This is a genomic window from Nitrobacter sp. MLSD-S21 (assembly GCF_058809865.1).
Window position 1 is genome coordinate 73,794 of the sequence record NZ_JBXASZ010000003.1, and the last position, 14,543, is coordinate 88,336.

General features: G+C 56.8%; 18 protein-coding genes and 3 pseudogenes. 10 read left to right on the plus strand and 11 right to left on the minus strand.

Annotated elements, in window-relative coordinates:
• Positions 1–114: 114 nt before the first annotated feature.
• From AC1RT6_RS10240 to AC1RT6_RS10250, 3 genes are all read left to right on the plus strand, one after another.
• Positions 115–399 (plus strand): hypothetical protein, encoded by a 285-nt coding sequence (locus AC1RT6_RS10240; RefSeq protein ID WP_472790370.1) that lies wholly within the window; start codon positions 115–117, stop codon positions 397–399.
• 904 nt (positions 400–1,303) lie between these two features.
• Positions 1,304–1,429 (plus strand): hypothetical protein, encoded by a 126-nt coding sequence (locus AC1RT6_RS10245; protein WP_472790372.1) that lies wholly within the window; start codon positions 1,304–1,306, stop codon positions 1,427–1,429.
• Positions 1,430–1,849: 420 nt separating this feature from the next.
• On the plus strand, positions 1,850–2,164 hold the full coding sequence (locus tag AC1RT6_RS10250; protein ID WP_079445955.1) for a hypothetical protein: 315 nt from the start codon (positions 1,850–1,852) through the stop codon (positions 2,162–2,164).
• Positions 2,165–3,857: 1,693 nt separating this feature from the next.
• On the opposite strand, the gene AC1RT6_RS10255 is transcribed toward AC1RT6_RS10250, so the two are convergent.
• The 5 genes from AC1RT6_RS10255 to AC1RT6_RS10275 all read right to left on the minus strand — a co-directional run bounded on the left by AC1RT6_RS10255 (position 3,858) and on the right by AC1RT6_RS10275 (position 6,402).
• On the minus strand, positions 3,858–4,217 hold the full coding sequence (locus tag AC1RT6_RS10255; RefSeq protein WP_079445959.1) for a PRC-barrel domain-containing protein: 360 nt from the start codon (positions 4,215–4,217) through the stop codon (positions 3,858–3,860).
• Positions 4,218–4,605: 388 nt separating this feature from the next.
• The gene (locus tag AC1RT6_RS10260; protein WP_158081502.1) at positions 4,606–4,821 is read right to left on the minus strand and encodes a GNAT family N-acetyltransferase; all 216 of its coding nucleotides are present in this window, start codon (positions 4,819–4,821) and stop codon (positions 4,606–4,608) included.
• Positions 4,822–4,978: 157 nt separating this feature from the next.
• Positions 4,979–5,431, minus strand: a complete 453-nt coding sequence (locus AC1RT6_RS10265; RefSeq protein ID WP_079445961.1) for a hypothetical protein — start codon at positions 5,429–5,431, stop codon at positions 4,979–4,981.
• A 270-nt stretch (positions 5,432–5,701) separates the two neighbouring features.
• Positions 5,702–5,905, minus strand: coding sequence for a hypothetical protein (locus tag AC1RT6_RS10270; RefSeq protein ID WP_079445962.1), 204 nt, complete (start codon positions 5,903–5,905; stop codon positions 5,702–5,704).
• 203 nt (positions 5,906–6,108) lie between these two features.
• Complete coding sequence (locus AC1RT6_RS10275) at positions 6,109–6,402, minus strand: hypothetical protein (protein ID WP_079445963.1); 294 nt, start codon at positions 6,400–6,402, stop codon at positions 6,109–6,111.
• Positions 6,403–6,479: 77 nt separating this feature from the next.
• On the opposite strand from AC1RT6_RS10275, the gene AC1RT6_RS10280 reads away from it, so the two are divergent.
• The 3 genes from AC1RT6_RS10280 (at position 6,480) to AC1RT6_RS10290 (ending at position 7,799) form a co-directional block, all read left to right on the plus strand.
• Positions 6,480–6,938 (plus strand): DUF2231 domain-containing protein, encoded by a 459-nt coding sequence (locus tag AC1RT6_RS10280; protein ID WP_338013158.1) that lies wholly within the window; start codon positions 6,480–6,482, stop codon positions 6,936–6,938.
• Between the two features lie 220 nt (positions 6,939–7,158).
• On the plus strand, positions 7,159–7,389 hold the full coding sequence (locus AC1RT6_RS10285) for a hypothetical protein (protein WP_139372839.1): 231 nt from the start codon (positions 7,159–7,161) through the stop codon (positions 7,387–7,389).
• A 185-nt stretch (positions 7,390–7,574) separates the two neighbouring features.
• Complete coding sequence (locus tag AC1RT6_RS10290; protein WP_244553428.1) at positions 7,575–7,799, plus strand: hypothetical protein; 225 nt, start codon at positions 7,575–7,577, stop codon at positions 7,797–7,799.
• 574 nt (positions 7,800–8,373) lie between these two features.
• Here the strand turns inward: AC1RT6_RS10290 and AC1RT6_RS10295 are convergent.
• On the minus strand, positions 8,374–8,607 hold the full coding sequence (locus AC1RT6_RS10295) for a hypothetical protein (protein WP_139372840.1): 234 nt from the start codon (positions 8,605–8,607) through the stop codon (positions 8,374–8,376).
• A gap of 38 nt (positions 8,608–8,645) precedes the next feature.
• On the opposite strand from AC1RT6_RS10295, the gene AC1RT6_RS10300 reads away from it, so the two are divergent.
• Positions 8,646–9,296 carry an isoprenylcysteine carboxylmethyltransferase family protein gene (locus tag AC1RT6_RS10300; protein ID WP_493029484.1) on the plus strand — a complete coding sequence of 217 codons (651 nt, stop codon included), beginning with the start codon at positions 8,646–8,648 and terminating at the stop codon, positions 9,294–9,296.
• Positions 9,297–9,441: 145 nt separating this feature from the next.
• The gene (ubiG, locus tag AC1RT6_RS10305; protein ID WP_079445970.1) at positions 9,442–10,242 is read left to right on the plus strand and encodes a bifunctional 2-polyprenyl-6-hydroxyphenol methylase/3-demethylubiquinol 3-O-methyltransferase UbiG; all 801 of its coding nucleotides are present in this window, start codon (positions 9,442–9,444) and stop codon (positions 10,240–10,242) included.
• A gap of 58 nt (positions 10,243–10,300) precedes the next feature.
• Here the strand turns inward: ubiG and AC1RT6_RS10310 are convergent, their stop codons facing one another.
• Complete coding sequence (locus AC1RT6_RS10310; RefSeq protein ID WP_079445971.1) at positions 10,301–10,780, minus strand: low affinity iron permease family protein; 480 nt, start codon at positions 10,778–10,780, stop codon at positions 10,301–10,303.
• A 103-nt stretch (positions 10,781–10,883) separates the two neighbouring features.
• Here AC1RT6_RS10310 and AC1RT6_RS10315 point away from each other — a divergent pair, with 103 nt between their 5' ends.
• The gene (locus tag AC1RT6_RS10315; protein WP_079445972.1) at positions 10,884–11,117 is read left to right on the plus strand and encodes a hypothetical protein; all 234 of its coding nucleotides are present in this window, start codon (positions 10,884–10,886) and stop codon (positions 11,115–11,117) included.
• 174 nt (positions 11,118–11,291) lie between these two features.
• Here the strand turns inward: AC1RT6_RS10315 and AC1RT6_RS10320 are convergent, their stop codons facing one another.
• The 4 genes and pseudogenes from AC1RT6_RS10320 to AC1RT6_RS10335 all read right to left on the minus strand — a co-directional run bounded on the left by AC1RT6_RS10320 (position 11,292) and on the right by AC1RT6_RS10335 (position 13,545).
• Positions 11,292–11,480 (minus strand): hypothetical protein, encoded by a 189-nt coding sequence (locus tag AC1RT6_RS10320; RefSeq protein WP_472790376.1) that lies wholly within the window; start codon positions 11,478–11,480, stop codon positions 11,292–11,294.
• Positions 11,481–11,713: 233 nt separating this feature from the next.
• A pseudogene (locus tag AC1RT6_RS10325) lies at positions 11,714–12,086 on the minus strand (DUF3597 domain-containing protein).
• A 65-nt stretch (positions 12,087–12,151) separates the two neighbouring features.
• A pseudogene (locus AC1RT6_RS10330) lies at positions 12,152–12,355 on the minus strand (YciE/YciF ferroxidase family protein); the annotation flags it as partial.
• Positions 12,356–13,170: 815 nt separating this feature from the next.
• On the minus strand, positions 13,171–13,545 hold the full coding sequence (locus AC1RT6_RS10335; RefSeq protein WP_472790378.1) for a DUF2934 domain-containing protein: 375 nt from the start codon (positions 13,543–13,545) through the stop codon (positions 13,171–13,173).
• A gap of 529 nt (positions 13,546–14,074) precedes the next feature.
• Between AC1RT6_RS10335 and AC1RT6_RS10340 the strand changes: the two are divergent.
• Positions 14,075–14,435, plus strand: a pseudogene (locus AC1RT6_RS10340) (Ku protein); the annotation flags it as partial.
• Positions 14,436–14,543 lie beyond the last annotated feature (108 nt).

The window sequence follows — 14,543 nt, forward strand, 5'->3', positions numbered from 1 at the left end:
TCATTCTGGGCTCTGTCATTTGGCGTTGGTAATTTTAGATCGAATGTTGTGATCGAGATCTCCGCGGTTATCTCCGTCGGAGCTTCGAGGGACAACGTGACCGGAGAGCGTTTTATGACCGTCAAATCCCGTAGAGACTCCGTCGTTTTCAAACATAGCTTCTGCATCGAAGGCATCGATCGGCCGTTTCCGCCGGGTACCTACGAGGTTGTAACCGACGAGGAGGAAATCCAAGGTTTGTCGTTCCTCGCGTTCCGCCGGATAGCGACGTCCTTCAGAGCGACCGATTCGCGCAGAGCGCGTTTAACGATCGAGTCGTTCGATATTGATCCAGATGATTTGAAAGAAGCGTTGCGAATAGACGCTGTAGTCGAGCTAGGCGATGGCTTGTCCGGCTAACCGGACGGTCTTAAACGGCTGAGAATTTACCGGAGTTGTTTGACCATGAATCGCGATAATGAAGTTAGCCCAGGCGGTGTACCCCCAGTCAGGAACGCACCAGACTGGCACACACCGGATCAGTACAGCTACCCGCCGGACGCGAGGATCGTCCTTCACGACGATAGTTGGCGCGCCGACCCGCATGTCGTCTTCCACGAACATGAGGGGCGAGGTTATTGGAGGGGCGACGAATGGGTGACTTGGTAACAAGTCTGCAACAGCCGTGAGAAATGGCCTTCGCTTGGTGAACGAGCTCCGAGTTGAAAGGGCTGATAGATCGCTAGCCTCGCCGAACGCTTTCAACACCACCGCGTCGGAGAATTCACCGACGGACGGATCTCAGGTGCGACTGCCAACGTCTTTCCAAATGGCCTCCGGGCGTAAGTACGCTCCGCTCCGCCTTATGATCTGAGATCCCACGCCACGTTCTGCGCGTCAGTTGCTTACGCTGATCAGCGCAGCATGGAAATCCGTGCCGGAGCGCCCTCGTGTAAGTCTGTGCTGGCAACATTATTGAACACTATTAGCCGCGCGATGAGGCCTTGCATCGGTAACTGCGTTTTTGAGGCAGCCCTGCCGTTGTTCCACTTTAAACTCTTGAACCGGAGGCAAGCTGGCTGCCCGAACCGTTGCAACGTCCTTGCCTTACCGGCGTAAAGCCTACCTGGATGCCGGTGCTTGGGGGCTGCCGGTCAGCTGTAAAACCTCGTATCAATGCCTTGTAATCGCGGGCCAACGGCAGCGTACGAGTGGAACAAATATTTCTTATTTCGCATGCACCCATTGCGATCAGAGTCACAGGCCCCACTTCCAGCGAGCACCTAGAAAATTAGTTTGAGGTTCGTTTCCGGAAGGAAATACCATGTCCGATACACCGATCGTTCCCACTGAATCCCCGAACACTGCACCTCCGGGCGAGGCCAAACCTACCGCTCAGGACAACACGCGCAATACCAGACCCTTGCCGGAAGCTCCGAAGCAGAAATAGCTGTCCTTGAATGGCGCGAGGGAGCCCGGCGCGTGCCGGGTTTTCTTTTTCGGGGAAAGTTATCATGTCAATTTAGACATCATTTCGCTTTCGAGACTGGCCCTTATCGAAATGGTTCGTTGGTGTCGTGATTGTGGGATCCGTCATTTAGCATTGATGACTGATCATCGCTTGTCCGCTCTCTACGGACATCGGTAAGCAACGCTCACGCTTCTGTTCTGGCGATCACAAAATCCCGCTTCATGAAGGCGATACAAACTTCACTCATCCTTAGCAGATAGTAACGCAATCATGATCCATGATTGCATCAAAGTGCCGCGTTCACGCCACCGCGAAAACAAACGGACGTAAGACACTTCCGGTCGCGCCGCCCCGAGCGCTGAGATTGATCCGTCCATCGACGACGAAAAGAGAGTTTCTATGAGTAAGACATCACTGCACGAACAAGTCGCCAACGCGCTCGTTCACAACGCCGTCAACGACGGCTTTCAAATCTCCATCAACAGTGGGGAGAAGACGATCGTCAACCGATCACGTAATAGCGCAGAGATCATCAAAGCGATGTTTCATGCCGATATGGACACGCTCACGCTTAACGTCGAAGAACAGCGCGTTGGCATCATCACTCTAATGTACGACAACGAAGAGAACGGACTCGATGTGATCGGCGATCACACCGATATCCCCCACATAAATCGTCTCGTCGAGTACACCATGAAGGAGTTCGAGCGGTAAACTTGAGGCTTCTACCAATGAATCTTGAACTGAGGATAGATGAAGTAGCGTCGCCGGCGATCAAGCGCGCCGCGCGGCGTTGTGCGTTATTAGAGAATGCTTCCCGCTTTCACGGGCCTCAAGGAGAGGGAGGCTTCTTCATATTGTAGGAAGCCTAATCGGAAGGTTGGTGATTAGGGCGATCCGGCACCAAAGACGACTGGAGATCATCTTCCGCGATTGTCTGCGCGGACCTACTCTCCATCACATCAAGTTCGCGCCTCTTCTCCCGCATCGTAGCCAATTCCAGAAAAATCTTCTGCTGTTGGGCGGTGATTTGGACAAGTGAACGAGAGAGAAGCGACTTTCTGGCCTGATCAATTGACATGAGAGAACCTCATAAACAGCCGCAAAACCCAAACGGTAATGGCGAACAGCCCCGCTTCGGCGGGATTTCCATCAGAGAGGCCGCCCACTGAGGCGGCCTCTCTGTATTTTGGCTCGTTGGTCATTTTGCTCTTGAATATCGAGAAGGCTTCGATCGTTTGACTTTTCCCAAAGCAGGTTCAGCGCTGCTGTAACTGCCCAATCAGATTTGGCCGTCAGACGTTCACGAAAACGACCTAGGCGTTTCGTGCTTGCCAAAACGTAGGCATGATATTTGCCCATTATCTCGGTGCCTGAAGGGCTGGGGACGACAGCCACTTGTCCATGTCGGACGCCATTTCAGCCTGTCGTGCCTCTCGGATCAGCCGCTCTCTTTCAACGCCTGGATGAGTACCCCTCGCCTCTTTACGCAGACGCTGAGCTTCGTCATTCAGGCGCTGATAGAGCGATTTTGGATTCGGTAGAAAGCGAGATCGAGTCTGCATGGCGTGAGTCCTTTTGTTTGCCGAAGGCGGGATCGCACCGCTATCAATCACCTATAAATGCGGAGGTCCGGGCGGCGAAGCGAGGTCGAGCGCTCAGAACGCCGCAAGCGTCACTCGTTATGCGATTTCGCGGCGAGATGGCCGAATCAGGGGGCGCGATGCGTTAGCCGGAGCTTCCGTCGTCCACCGGGTATCGCACTTAGTGCAGTGCCATTCGTTGGTGACGACATAGGGCGCATATTGCGAGCTCACGGGCGCTGTTACAACATTCCCACAAGCGCAGCTATCAGTCCCTTCGGGGCGCGATCTTCGGATGGGTATCTCACGAGCGATGCGATTTGCCCACCTGCGCTCCGACCTTTTCTGAAGATGAATTGGATAGACCATGGCGTACATAGCTGGCTCCCTTTGTGGGGCGGGAGCACAGAAGCGTCTCTCTGTTGCCAGAGCCGGTTGGAAGCGTACTGGCAATAATAACTATATGGGAAGCCTCACCCATCGTAACTAGAGCCGCACAACCGAAACCTAGAAAGAAAAGAAGCTCCCAGGTTGAGCTTGGCTGGCAGGGCCTACTGGAAAATCCTCGTTGCGAAGATGATTAGACCTTCAACCCGCTCCGGCAGCGTTTTCTATAAGAAAAAGCCGCCCATTGGGCGGCCTTTTACGTAGGGAAAGCGGCGGCGCGGCTCTATCAGGTGCCGCCGCTGTATCCACTGTCTCGCTGGTCGTCAGTAGGTTCCATCTCGTGACGCGCTTCTGGTTCATGAGCGTCGTTTTGTCATCCCGTTATCCGGGTCCGTGGGCCAGCGTTCTCGCGCAAGCCAAGGCCGCGTCTCGCGCCCTCAACCTGGACGGATCACTACCTCGTTATGGTAGCCATCGAGCTTTGCGTATCGGGCGTTCCAGTCAAAGACGGACTCCGTACCGTGCTTCGGGCCACCTTTCAGCCGACTCCCGCTGATGTCGGAACTGTATTCGCCAAGGTCGGAGTTATATCGCAGCGCCCTCCAGGGCACCGGGTAATGCTCTTTGCCCATCCCGAGGAAACCACCGAAACTGAGCACGGCGTAGGCTATTTCCCCACTAGTCTTGTCAATCATAATGCTTTCAACTGAACCAATTCTCTTGTTCCCTGCCCCATAGACAGCTTTGCCAGACTCTCTATCGCTGATCAGGTGATCGATCGTTTCTTTGGTTGTCATGTACTTCTCCTAAGGTTACTGAGAGAAGGGACTGGCGAGGGAAACGTTCCTAGGGCCCGCGATCTACTTTAGACAGTCAACTTGCACCGGTTTGGCTAACTGGCTGCGCTGTCATTTCGGTAGACGGCGTGGATGGCGATGTTAGAGGCGAATACAACGCCAGCGATCACGCGCCGACCTGGATCAAGCTTGGTCGGTAGAGCGCGTCCTAGCGTATGCCCCTGTTCGGAGCGCTTGACGTTTTGGGGGTGTCGCTGCGGCAAAGATGAGTGATATCGTCGCAAAGCTGAAAGCGAACACTGACTGAACCGAAATTCTTCGCGACGTGATCGCTGAGAATCAATGCTGAATAGATTCGCCTTGCGCGCCGTGCTGCATCCCTCGTTTGTTACACCGCGATCTCATGTGGAGCGGTAGGTGATAAGGACGGATTGAAGCCCAAAGCTTCATAGGACATCGCGCCGCCTTTCGTATCTGTGAAAAACCGAACGGAGCGAAAAGAACGGCGCGCATAGTTCAGCAGATAACGCATGAGGGTGGTTGCGACACCCTGACGACCTGCGCGCTTCAGAACGTAGACATGACGAATGCGGCCCGTACACACTTCGGTGATATAGGGATCTCATCCCCCCACGGCTATCAGGCATGATCCTTGAAAAATCCCAAGGAAGATTTCGCCTAGGCAGTCGAAGCGGTTACTTCCCTTCTCACAGCCGTTCCACAGCTTTTACAATTTCTGGTTTCCGCTGATCGGTTTGGTGTCAGGGATGTGCCCAAGGCAATTGAGTCAGGCGTTTGTCCCAATACTCCCATGAAAAGGTTGCATCTTCGAGGGCCGCGAAGAACACATTATCGGCGGGGCTAAAGCTCCTCTGGCATTCTTCAAGGTTATGTCTGCGGACAAAGCTCAGAAAGCGAAAGCTCCATCGGTCGCTAATAATGCCATCGGCTATTAGTTTCGCCCGAATTCGATCATGCCACTGATTCTCTCGTTGTTTCAATTTGCGGATTAGGTTTGATGGGTCAGCGGCCGTCGTTACCTCAACGATTATGACTTCAGGCACTCCAGGCTTCTCGAAACTGAGGGCGACGAAATCAGGACAAGACCACTCCGAATGTTCCTCGTCCCCAGGAACGGAATACTGAGGAGCGATGAACACCTTTCCACCGCGCGTCAGGTATGTCGCAATCAACTGTTCGGCTAGGGCTTCCATCCAGCAATTCTCCGTTCGTCATATCTGCCCATAATCGCCCTACACCTTTGATCGGTATGTTTGGTAGGACGCGGCGTGTAGTGGGCACCAAGACGCCGCCGTTCGATTGGGTCTAGGGCCTGTTCGAGGAGGGTGCCGAAGATAGAGGGGTCTACCTCGCGCCAATTGTGGGAAGCGGCCTACCTTGTCGACTCTCCTTCGTTTGCCTGCCGGGCGAATGCACGGGCAGAGGCAAAGTTCAAAAGGCCATTCGCGGCGCGTCGCCCGAGCTCATCTCTGCGGCTGAGAGTGCGGTGCGATAGGAGCCGGCGGACTCTCGGCGGACTTATCGCGCGTGTTGCGCCCGGGCACGATGAAAAGGATACCGAACAGCACTAGGACGACTGCGCCCGCGATAGCCCAGACGGTGGTGCGGCTGAAGCGCCGTGTATTGCTCATCTTCCTGAAAGGGTCGTTGTTATCCGGGAATGCCATGGCTGCGATCCCTGCATGTTTGGAAACAACAGCCGCCGGGCCGCGGCCGTTCCTATGCGGCCGCGCACGGACGCGTGATAACATCAGGAGGAGCCGGAGGATTCGCCATCCGTCCAACTTTGAGTGCGGGCAACGGATACACGACTTCGATCCCGTGCGCCGTGCAATTCGGCATGACTTGATAGCATGGTCGGCGTGGCGTTCTACTCGATCACCGCGCTCGCGGCGGCAATCACCTCATTCACCACCAAACTGTCCCGCACGCGGGCGATCGGAAGACGACAAATGAGCTTGAGACGCTTCTGGTCCTGCTCGCCATCAGTCTCGCTGCGGCCGGCCTGTACTGCGCGCTGGTCGCCGTCGGCTATTGGGAGACGGTCGCCAACGTGCTCCTCATCGCCGGCGCCTTCTACGCGTTCGTTATCCAGCGGTTTGAAAGCATGTCCTAGAAGCCCGCATTGGCCTCTAAATGGCTCTATAACGAAAGAACCCCCCACTTGCGGGGGTTTCTGCGTTTCATGAGGAACGGGCGCACGCGCGGACTGTTGGCTGCATTAGAAAAGGAGCTTTCCTAATGAGAAATCCACGTTCTACGGCGCAAGTAGCCGGGCACCCCATCCACCCGATGGTCATCGCGTTCCCCATCGCATGCTTCGTTCTGGCCTTCGCTTCCGATATCGCCTTCTACGCAACGTCGAACCAGTTCTGGGCAACGGCCTCGTTCTGGCTCCTCAGCGTCGGCCTCATCACGGCCGCGGTCGCCGCCGCGACGGGCCTTGTCGAGGTGTTCGGCGACAACCGGGTCCGCGACCTGTCGGACACGCGGGTGCACGCGGTGAGCAACGGCATTGCGCTGCTGATCGCGCTTTATAACTGGTACTCGAGATTCGAGCACGGCAGCTCCGCCGTAGTGCCGACCGGCATGGTCCTCTCGGGGATAGTCGTCCTCGTGCTGATGTTTGCCGGCTGGAAGGGCGGCGAAATGGTGTTCCGCCACCGCGTCGGCGTCGCCGATCACCGCGAACGCTATTGATACCCGGTTCATGAATGTTCTTCTGCGCCCCGTCCTCTCGAAGACGGGGCGCAAATTCTGAACCGAAGCCGCACCTGCTCTCACTATCCCGGCACCGCAGCACGAATTGAGTCGCTTATGCCGTGTCGATAGGCGCACAATGATTTTATCACCGCCCTGCCCCTGGCATTTATCGGTGACTGAGAGTGTTGCGCTCCCGCCTGATTCAAGGGAGCGGTACATGCCGGATTATCGACTTTATTTCCTGGGACTGGACGGCCACTTTCGGAAGGCCGAACCTATCCTCGCGGCTAACGATATCGACGCGATGAAGGCGGCCAGAGAGTTTACTGACGGCTCAGAGCTGGAACTTTGGGAAGGCAACCGGAGGATTGTGGCCTTCGGCTCGGATCGGCCTCAGATCGTCAGCTCGCTTTCTCCCTCTTCTTTAAAGCGACCTTCAAGCGAGTAAACCGCGTCGGTGGGTTCTCAATTCGCGATCCCGCACCGACAGTCCCCCTTGCAACCTTTGCTGATCCACTAGGAACCAATAGTGCCGGCCGCTGTTGGCACATACCACCGAGCAAATCGTGGCTTACATCGGTGATGAGAACGCTGACTGCGCTCCCGCCTTCCTCTCACGGAAAGGAGCGCGCCATGCACAAGCGGCGGCGTTTCAAGCAGACAACCTCCTTTGAAAAGCGCCTCTCGGAGTTCACCAGCGGCGAGCGCGCGAAGGCGGACAGCATGCCGGAAAGCATGGATAAATATGAACTCCTCAAGAAACTCAAGCAAGCCGAGACAGCCGCGAACATAGACGTATGGGCAAGCGCCGGATTGCCGCCAGGCCGTCCAAGAAGCGGGCGCGTCCATGAAAGATAGCTGTCCTATCTGCCGAGGCATCGGATGGGTTTGCGAGCGGCATCCCGACAGGCCGTACGACGATGAAGCAGGCTGCGCGTGCGGATACGGGGCGCCCTGCCGATGCAACGACTGCGTGCCGCCGGATACGAGCCGGCTGAGCGCTCTTCTGGAAGCATCACTGCTTTGTTCAGCGAGCACGGGCACCTGTTGACTTGCCGCGTTTCAGCCATGCTACATTTAAGGGGTATATGCTGAGCGAGAAGGTACACAATCGTACTGGCGCGAAGACGCTTGAAATCCTCGAGCTTTTCCGCGCCTTCTCGGCGATCAAATACACACTAGAGCCCGCGTACAGGTAATGCTGTTGCGTGCTGGTCGTCTTATGAGAAGCTCGGCCGCGAGCGGGACGAGGACTTGGTCGTCCTATGCTGGAACTACCATGACGAGATGCATCTTAGCTTTGGAAGCCGACGCTCGGAAGAAGTCCTACGGGTTCATCGACGATAAGCGTCAGTTGCTTGAAATGGCCTCTATCCTGGAAGCCATTAATTAGGGCTCATCAGGAAGTTCCGGTACTGGCGGTCCCTGCCCTTCACATGCCTGAGCAAGGCCTGGCGCCGCTATGAAGGCCTGCAACGTCGAGGCCGTTGTCGGTCGAGACCCCCGTATAGATACCGCATGGCGGCAAGGGCAACAAGTTCGGGTCGATTTGGCAACCGGCACTAGCCCCGTTCCGCACGCGCGCTTCCTTGCCGCCGATGGTGTGCGGTCCCTTGGCGCCTAGCACATCCACGGCAGTAACATATTCGGGTATCAGACTCGTCATGATTGCCGCAGTGTTTCTCTCAAACATCAATGGTTCCGATGCGATTGATCCGTACTGACGCGACAAACTTAGGTCCGGTCCGGGCCCCCTTTGGTATTGCGATAGCCTATGGCGTCGTATGCCACGCGTCGTTCATCGTTGGCGTTGGCGCCATGATTGTCATGATGTTCTTCGGCATGAGCCGGTCACTGGGCCGTCTAGACACGCCTTGGAGCGTCGCCGCAAACCTTGCCCTGCTTCTTCAGTTTCCACTTGCGCACTCTGCTCTGCTGGGACGACGGGGCGCTAAGCTGCTGGCGCGCGCAGCACCCAGGCCGATTGGCCAAGACCTTGCAACGACCACTTACGCCACCATTGCTTCCATGCAGGTAGCTTTGCTCTTTCTGGGCTGGTCTCCTAGCGGAATCATTTGGTGGCAAGCTCAGGGCTTTGCACTGACTCCTCTCTGCACTCTTTATCTCGTGAGTTGGCTCTTTCTTCTCAATGCAATTCGTGACGCGGGCTTCGCTCAGCAAATAGGCCTTCTGGGCTGGTGGGCCGTCTATCGGAAGGTTCCGCCATGTTACGCGCCCATGCCCCAGCGTGGTCTTTTCCGTTTCTGCCGGCAACCGATCTACGTCGCCTTTGCGATGACACTCTGGACGGTCCCAACATGGACCCCAGACAGCTTGAAGTGGCGGTCGTCCTGACACTTTATTGCGTGACCGGGCCACTGTTGAAGGAGCGTCGTTTCTCCCGTCGCTTTGGCGAACAGTTTAGGGCCTATCAGAGGCGGGTGCCCTATTGGTTTCCCTTGCATCGAACACGGACGCCCCCTGCCAAGCCCGGCGACGTATGAAGAACGATCTCTCCATCTACGAGAGGTACGCTGACACATGGTGGAGCGGTGAGACGCGATGGCTGCGCACGCTGCACAAAATGGCGCCTGCGCGCATGATGATGATTGACCCGCTGGTCGGCGATTGGGTCAACAAACGCGTGTTGGACCTGGGCTGTGGCGGCGGCTTCCTCGCGGAAGAATTATCACGGCGAGGAGCCAAAGTTGTCGGCGTCGACCCATCGCATGGTGCAATTGCCGCCGGCGTGAACCATGCCCGTCTGTCCGGGCTCGAGATCGACTACGTTGTGGGCGTCGGCGAGAGCATTCCATTGCCCGATGCGTCCTGTGACGTGGTCGTCTGTGTGGACGTTCTGGAGCATGTTGCGGATCTCCCCAGGGTGATTGCCGAGGTCCGGCGCGTGCTGCGACATGGAGGGCTGTTCGTATTCGATACCATCAATCGCACTTGGCTCGCCAAATTCGTGATCATCACTCTGGGCGAGCGCGTTTTTGGATTGCTGCCGCAGGGCACGCACGACAGTGACTTCTTCATCAAGCCAACCGAGCTGAGTGAAGTCTTACTGCAGGTAGGTTTTCAAGTCGGACCCACGCGTGGCTTCGGCCCGCGTAGAATTGATTGGCACCTCGACTTTAGGTTCGGGCCCCATCCATTCAACAGCATTATGTATCTTGGTCACGCACGAGCCTTAGGCTTCCGACCTCGAACGCCGGCTCCAAGGCGTGGCCAACTGCACGACAAATCCGACCAAACACGCCGTTCGACCACCAACTGCGGGCCGGACATAAGAATTTAGCAACTAGAGTTCAAAAAGTAGGTGCTCAACAGTCTACGTATGGAGGGTCGCCATCGGTTCAATCGGTAACCCGGTCGGCAGCCTGCCCGGCCTTTTGGCTGGTCAGTTGAACGGCCCTTTCGCTAATCTTTTGAGCGTTAGCGAGATGCTCGCACCGCGCTCGGATATCGTCGAGCTCCTCATCGGTCAGATGCTCTATCCCGACGAACGAATTGCGAGCTGTACTTACGCGGATCAACTCGTCCAATTTGGCCTGAATGGCAGCGCCGGCCCGGTTCTGAGAGTTTTGGATCAGAAACACCATCAGAAAGGTCACGATGGTGGTGCCGGTATTGATCACGAGTTGCCAGGTGTCGGAGAAGCCGAACAGCGGGCCGGTGACCGCCCAAATGAGAACCACGGCAACGGCGGCGACGAAGGTCGGAGCGCGGCCCGTGGTCCGCGACGTGACGTTTGCGATCTCGCCAAACAGCTGTGAGCTTTTGCTGCGTTTCTTCTCTTCGACCCGATCGTCTGCCTTCTCTACGCGCGCCGTGATAGTGATGGGACACCGATCGTTCCATCATTGCTGCGGACAGAATGACGCACCACCGGAACTTAGGTTCCTGGTCTTCCGACCCTCTATCGAAACAGGTTACGAAATGGCTCGCCTTCAGAAATTCATTGAGCAAGGTGCGGACGGCGTTGAGCCCGGACGCACAGCATACGCCTTCATCCAGGATAAATTGCCGCCACCTGACGAGAACCTCGAATGGAAGGCTGTGCCCTCGTTCAATGCCGCTGATGAGGTGATGCGGGACCCTGGCCTCAAGGAACTCTTCATGAAGGCTATCGAAGATGGTTACGCGATCGTGGCGCCGCCGTCGGCGGATTGATTACCGCAGCCATCGGAACGATTGTGCTGCGGACGGCTTATTGCTCCCCCAATAGGAGCGATTATCATGATGGATCGTAACGCCAGCACAGAAGCTGAGGGCGCAATTCAAAACGCGGCAGGTCAGGTTAAGGACGCCGCACGCAGTGTGGCTGACAACGTGGCCACTGCGAGCTCAGCCGCTTATGACGAGGGCTCCGAGCTTGTCGCCAAAGCCCCCGGAAGCGCCCTTCTCCTCGCGGGGATTGTAGGCTTCGCGCTGGGCGTGATCTTGACCAGAGGGTCTCAGCCACCGCGCAACACCCTCCAAAAATATTACGATCGATACACCCGGTAGCTTCAGGCCGAGGGTCGGAACCATCATTGCTCGCGATCAGGAGATCGATCTCATCAGTGTTTGACGGTCACAAGCAAATTTGTACAGCCTTTCCCGACGGAATTGGAGGTCTGGCAAAATGCTGTGAAAGAAGGCTTAGTAAAAGACATCCCCGTTGCTGACAAAGCGAGCTATCAGGTCATCGGGTTGAGAAGAACGTTGCCCGCCGGCCCGTGACCGGTGGGCAGACGCCACTCTGGTTCGCCAGGCACCGTGTCGTTTCATCCGTGCTTGAGATCGGGCGGCAGCTTGCCACCATTGGCTGCGAGTTGAGCCATGCAGCCAGACATTCATCGCCGCGGAGTCGCTTGTGTCGCCCGAGTATTTCAGCTCCTCGGCCAGCTCTTTGCGAGCAGTCTGGCTGGAGTCGACATCGAGCGCCTTCATCAAGTCAACGATCGAGGTCCGCCATGTCAGCTTTTCCTTCTTGCGGGCGACGGCCTTGTCGAGAATGGCCGCGACGTCGACATTGCTAACCGCCGCAGCGCTCGATGAGGAGGTGGCACCGCCGTCTGCCTCAGGCGTCGATGCCGGTGTTGCTGCTTCGGCGTGGTTGCCGAAGATAGCGTTCATGATTCTTCCAAGTATGCTCATAGTTAAGCTACCGGTACAGCTGATGAGGCCGAATGGAATCTTGCCGTCTGCACCGGCGCCTGGCGTCACCCAGCTTCAGCATTCACCGCCGTGTCGGCGATCTCGGTCAGGGCTTCATCGGTCTTCTTCTCTTCCGTGAGCGTCTGATCGAGCGGCTTGGCCGCGTCTTCCATCCCCAGCTTGGTTGCCTAGCTCTTCAGCGTACCGTATCGCGAAATTTCGTAATGCTCGACTGCTTGTGCCGCAGCGAGAAGGCCAGCATCAAGAACGGCAAAGGGCTGTCTCTCAGACCAGAAAATCGAAGCCCGAGGGACTAGTTCGCTCTCACGATCCACTAATGGCCGCCTATAGATAACTCCCTGCGGCGTCGTCCATTGTGCTTGACCTTGCGTGGCTTCGGCGGCGAATCAAAGATCGGCACCCGACGTTCGTACAGTATCGCCGCCGTTGCTTGTCGTTTCGGAACGGCTTTGCGGTTGGACTTGGTCGAGGTCAATCAAATCTATATTGTCGAACGCTTCGATCCAGGCCAGTCCGTGATCGGGCCAGCTGGAATGCGTCAGAACAAGACCACAATTCAGCCGCCGTCAGCGCGCGTTCATTGCCTCATGATTTCACGATGGTGCGTAGCGTGATGATGACATGTCCCTCATCGTAAACGAGGAGCATCCGGCGTGCATCTGACCGGCCTTGCTCCGCAACGGCCGGACGGCTCGTAGCATTAGGCGATCGTTATTCCGAGATCGGCGCATATGCTCTCAATTCTGCTCATACTGCCAGCCTTTCGCCATTGAGCGCAATCGGGTATAAGTGCGCGATCTTCGAATTGCAATGCAATGCGCTTAGTGAACCGTCTCATCTTCGATAATGGTCACGTGGTTTGTATGAGGATCGCTGTCGTTGCATCCGCAGGGCGCTGCGTAGCCGCGCACGCAGCGCGTTTCACAGTCGCACGGCCTGTCGGGATAGCGCGCACCATCCAATGCCGCGGCAGATAGGGCAGCTATCTTTCGTAGGAGTCAAAGCGCGGTTCGCATCCGCGCGTCGAATTCAGCGCTTCCTTGCCGTTCAATTCTCTCTCGGCCTAAAAATAGAACTCCTTGTCGCGGCCCGCAGGGCAGCCGGCCTGCTCCCACAGTTGGTAGGCGCGGACACTGATGTCCTTTTCTGTGGGTGCAGCCGATGCGGGAGCGGACGGGGTAACGAGGTCTGAGCGCGACACCTCGGCCAGGGTGTTGCTGCGAGCTCCGTCCCTAAATCCCGCCCGATTACGGCGGCCGATAGCCCGACCGCTGCGGTATCCTTCACGACTTCTTCGATCTCTTTTCGCATGGCAGTGGCCCGATGTTCGATGGCCCGGCGCTGCCGGGCCGGTCGGGATAAAATACCGAGCGAGAGGGCTTAGTTCCCTAAAGAGTACGCGCCGGGCCGAAGCAGCGATAAGCGGTTTTGGTTTCATGGCACGGTATCACGCCGACCCAGCCCACCGGCCAATCGGAGACGCCATCTCCGGTGAATAATAAAGGCGTGCCCCCAGTCTCAGGCCTCCTATGAACCGCTGCTCGAACGACCAGCTCGCCAGCCGTATAGTGCAGGGCACGCAATGATTCGAGGCGAACTATAAGCATCGCACGGCCGCGCAACGTCACACACCCACCCGGCGTTTCCCATCCTGCTCGCCAAGCCTTTCGCACTCTGCATGGCTGGGCTCTCGGTGCGCTGGTTTGATCAAGGGGCGGTGGTCGAATGTGAGGATCATGGGCACCGGCTTGACCGGGCTGATCCCGACACCTGGAACCGCGCCCGGGGGGAGGCTTGGGAAACCCTTTCCCGGGCGCCACTCCCGATGCTTGCATCGCTGAGATGGATGTCATCAGTAACGGGCTCGGCGACACTTGCCCGGACTGCTGATCTGTTATTCTAACTCCCCTTCTCCCTGCTGGGCTCTATATTGAGGCTCACAGTTGGAGTTTTGAGTTCGTGGCACTAATTGGAAGGGTTCTGAGGCTGTCCCTCGTGACTTGTCCGATTGCGTTGTTTCTGGCGACGTCGGAGTCAGAGAAGGTCGTCTTCAATCCGATCAACAAGAGAACCGGCTGCCGAAAATGGCGAGGAAGTTGCGAACAAAGTCATCGTCAAGGGCAATAAGGTTGATACTGACAGCTATCTCGAAATCACAAGGACGAGCTAGCGAACATTGCCCTTGATTCCACCCGGACCATCGACATCGATCAATTTGTGCCACGCATTGAGATCGATGGTCTTTACATCGTTAGGCCGTATTATCTGGTGCCAGATAGTAAGGCCGGCCACGATGCTTACGCCGTGATCCGCGATACCATCAAGGCGACCGCCAGGCGCGCTTCGCCGAAGCCTGAAACCGACCGCTCGACCGAAGGCACGAAGAGGCGTTCCAAGAAGAATTCGGCCAAAAAGCGACGCAAGGCAAGCTGACCT

Excerpts from the sequence above, each read along its gene's own strand:
- ubiG (WP_079445970.1), top strand. The coding sequence starts at position 9,442 with ATGAAGAACGATCTCTCCATCTACGAGAGGTACGCTGACACATGGTGG.
- AC1RT6_RS10300 (WP_493029484.1), top strand. The coding sequence starts at position 8,646 with ATGCGATTGATCCGTACTGACGCGACAAACTTAGGTCCGGTCCGGGCC.
- AC1RT6_RS10270 (WP_079445962.1), bottom strand. The coding sequence starts at position 5,905 with ATGGCATTCCCGGATAACAACGACCCTTTCAGGAAGATGAGCAATACA.
- AC1RT6_RS10240 (WP_472790370.1), top strand. The coding sequence starts at position 115 with ATGACCGTCAAATCCCGTAGAGACTCCGTCGTTTTCAAACATAGCTTC.
- AC1RT6_RS10290 (WP_244553428.1), top strand. The coding sequence starts at position 7,575 with ATGCACAAGCGGCGGCGTTTCAAGCAGACAACCTCCTTTGAAAAGCGC.
- AC1RT6_RS10295 (WP_139372840.1), bottom strand. The coding sequence starts at position 8,607 with ATGACGAGTCTGATACCCGAATATGTTACTGCCGTGGATGTGCTAGGC.
- AC1RT6_RS10250 (WP_079445955.1), top strand. The coding sequence starts at position 1,850 with ATGAGTAAGACATCACTGCACGAACAAGTCGCCAACGCGCTCGTTCAC.
- AC1RT6_RS10285 (WP_139372839.1), top strand. The coding sequence starts at position 7,159 with ATGCCGGATTATCGACTTTATTTCCTGGGACTGGACGGCCACTTTCGG.
- AC1RT6_RS10315 (WP_079445972.1), top strand. The coding sequence starts at position 10,884 with ATGGCTCGCCTTCAGAAATTCATTGAGCAAGGTGCGGACGGCGTTGAG.
- AC1RT6_RS10280 (WP_338013158.1), top strand. The coding sequence starts at position 6,480 with ATGAGAAATCCACGTTCTACGGCGCAAGTAGCCGGGCACCCCATCCAC.
- AC1RT6_RS10265 (WP_079445961.1), bottom strand. The coding sequence starts at position 5,431 with ATGGAAGCCCTAGCCGAACAGTTGATTGCGACATACCTGACGCGCGGT.
- AC1RT6_RS10335 (WP_472790378.1), bottom strand. The coding sequence starts at position 13,545 with ATGAAACCAAAACCGCTTATCGCTGCTTCGGCCCGGCGCGTACTCTTT.
- AC1RT6_RS10245 (WP_472790372.1), top strand. The coding sequence starts at position 1,304 with ATGTCCGATACACCGATCGTTCCCACTGAATCCCCGAACACTGCACCT.
- AC1RT6_RS10255 (WP_079445959.1), bottom strand. The coding sequence starts at position 4,217 with ATGACAACCAAAGAAACGATCGATCACCTGATCAGCGATAGAGAGTCT.
- AC1RT6_RS10320 (WP_472790376.1), bottom strand. The coding sequence starts at position 11,480 with ATGATGGTTCCGACCCTCGGCCTGAAGCTACCGGGTGTATCGATCGTA.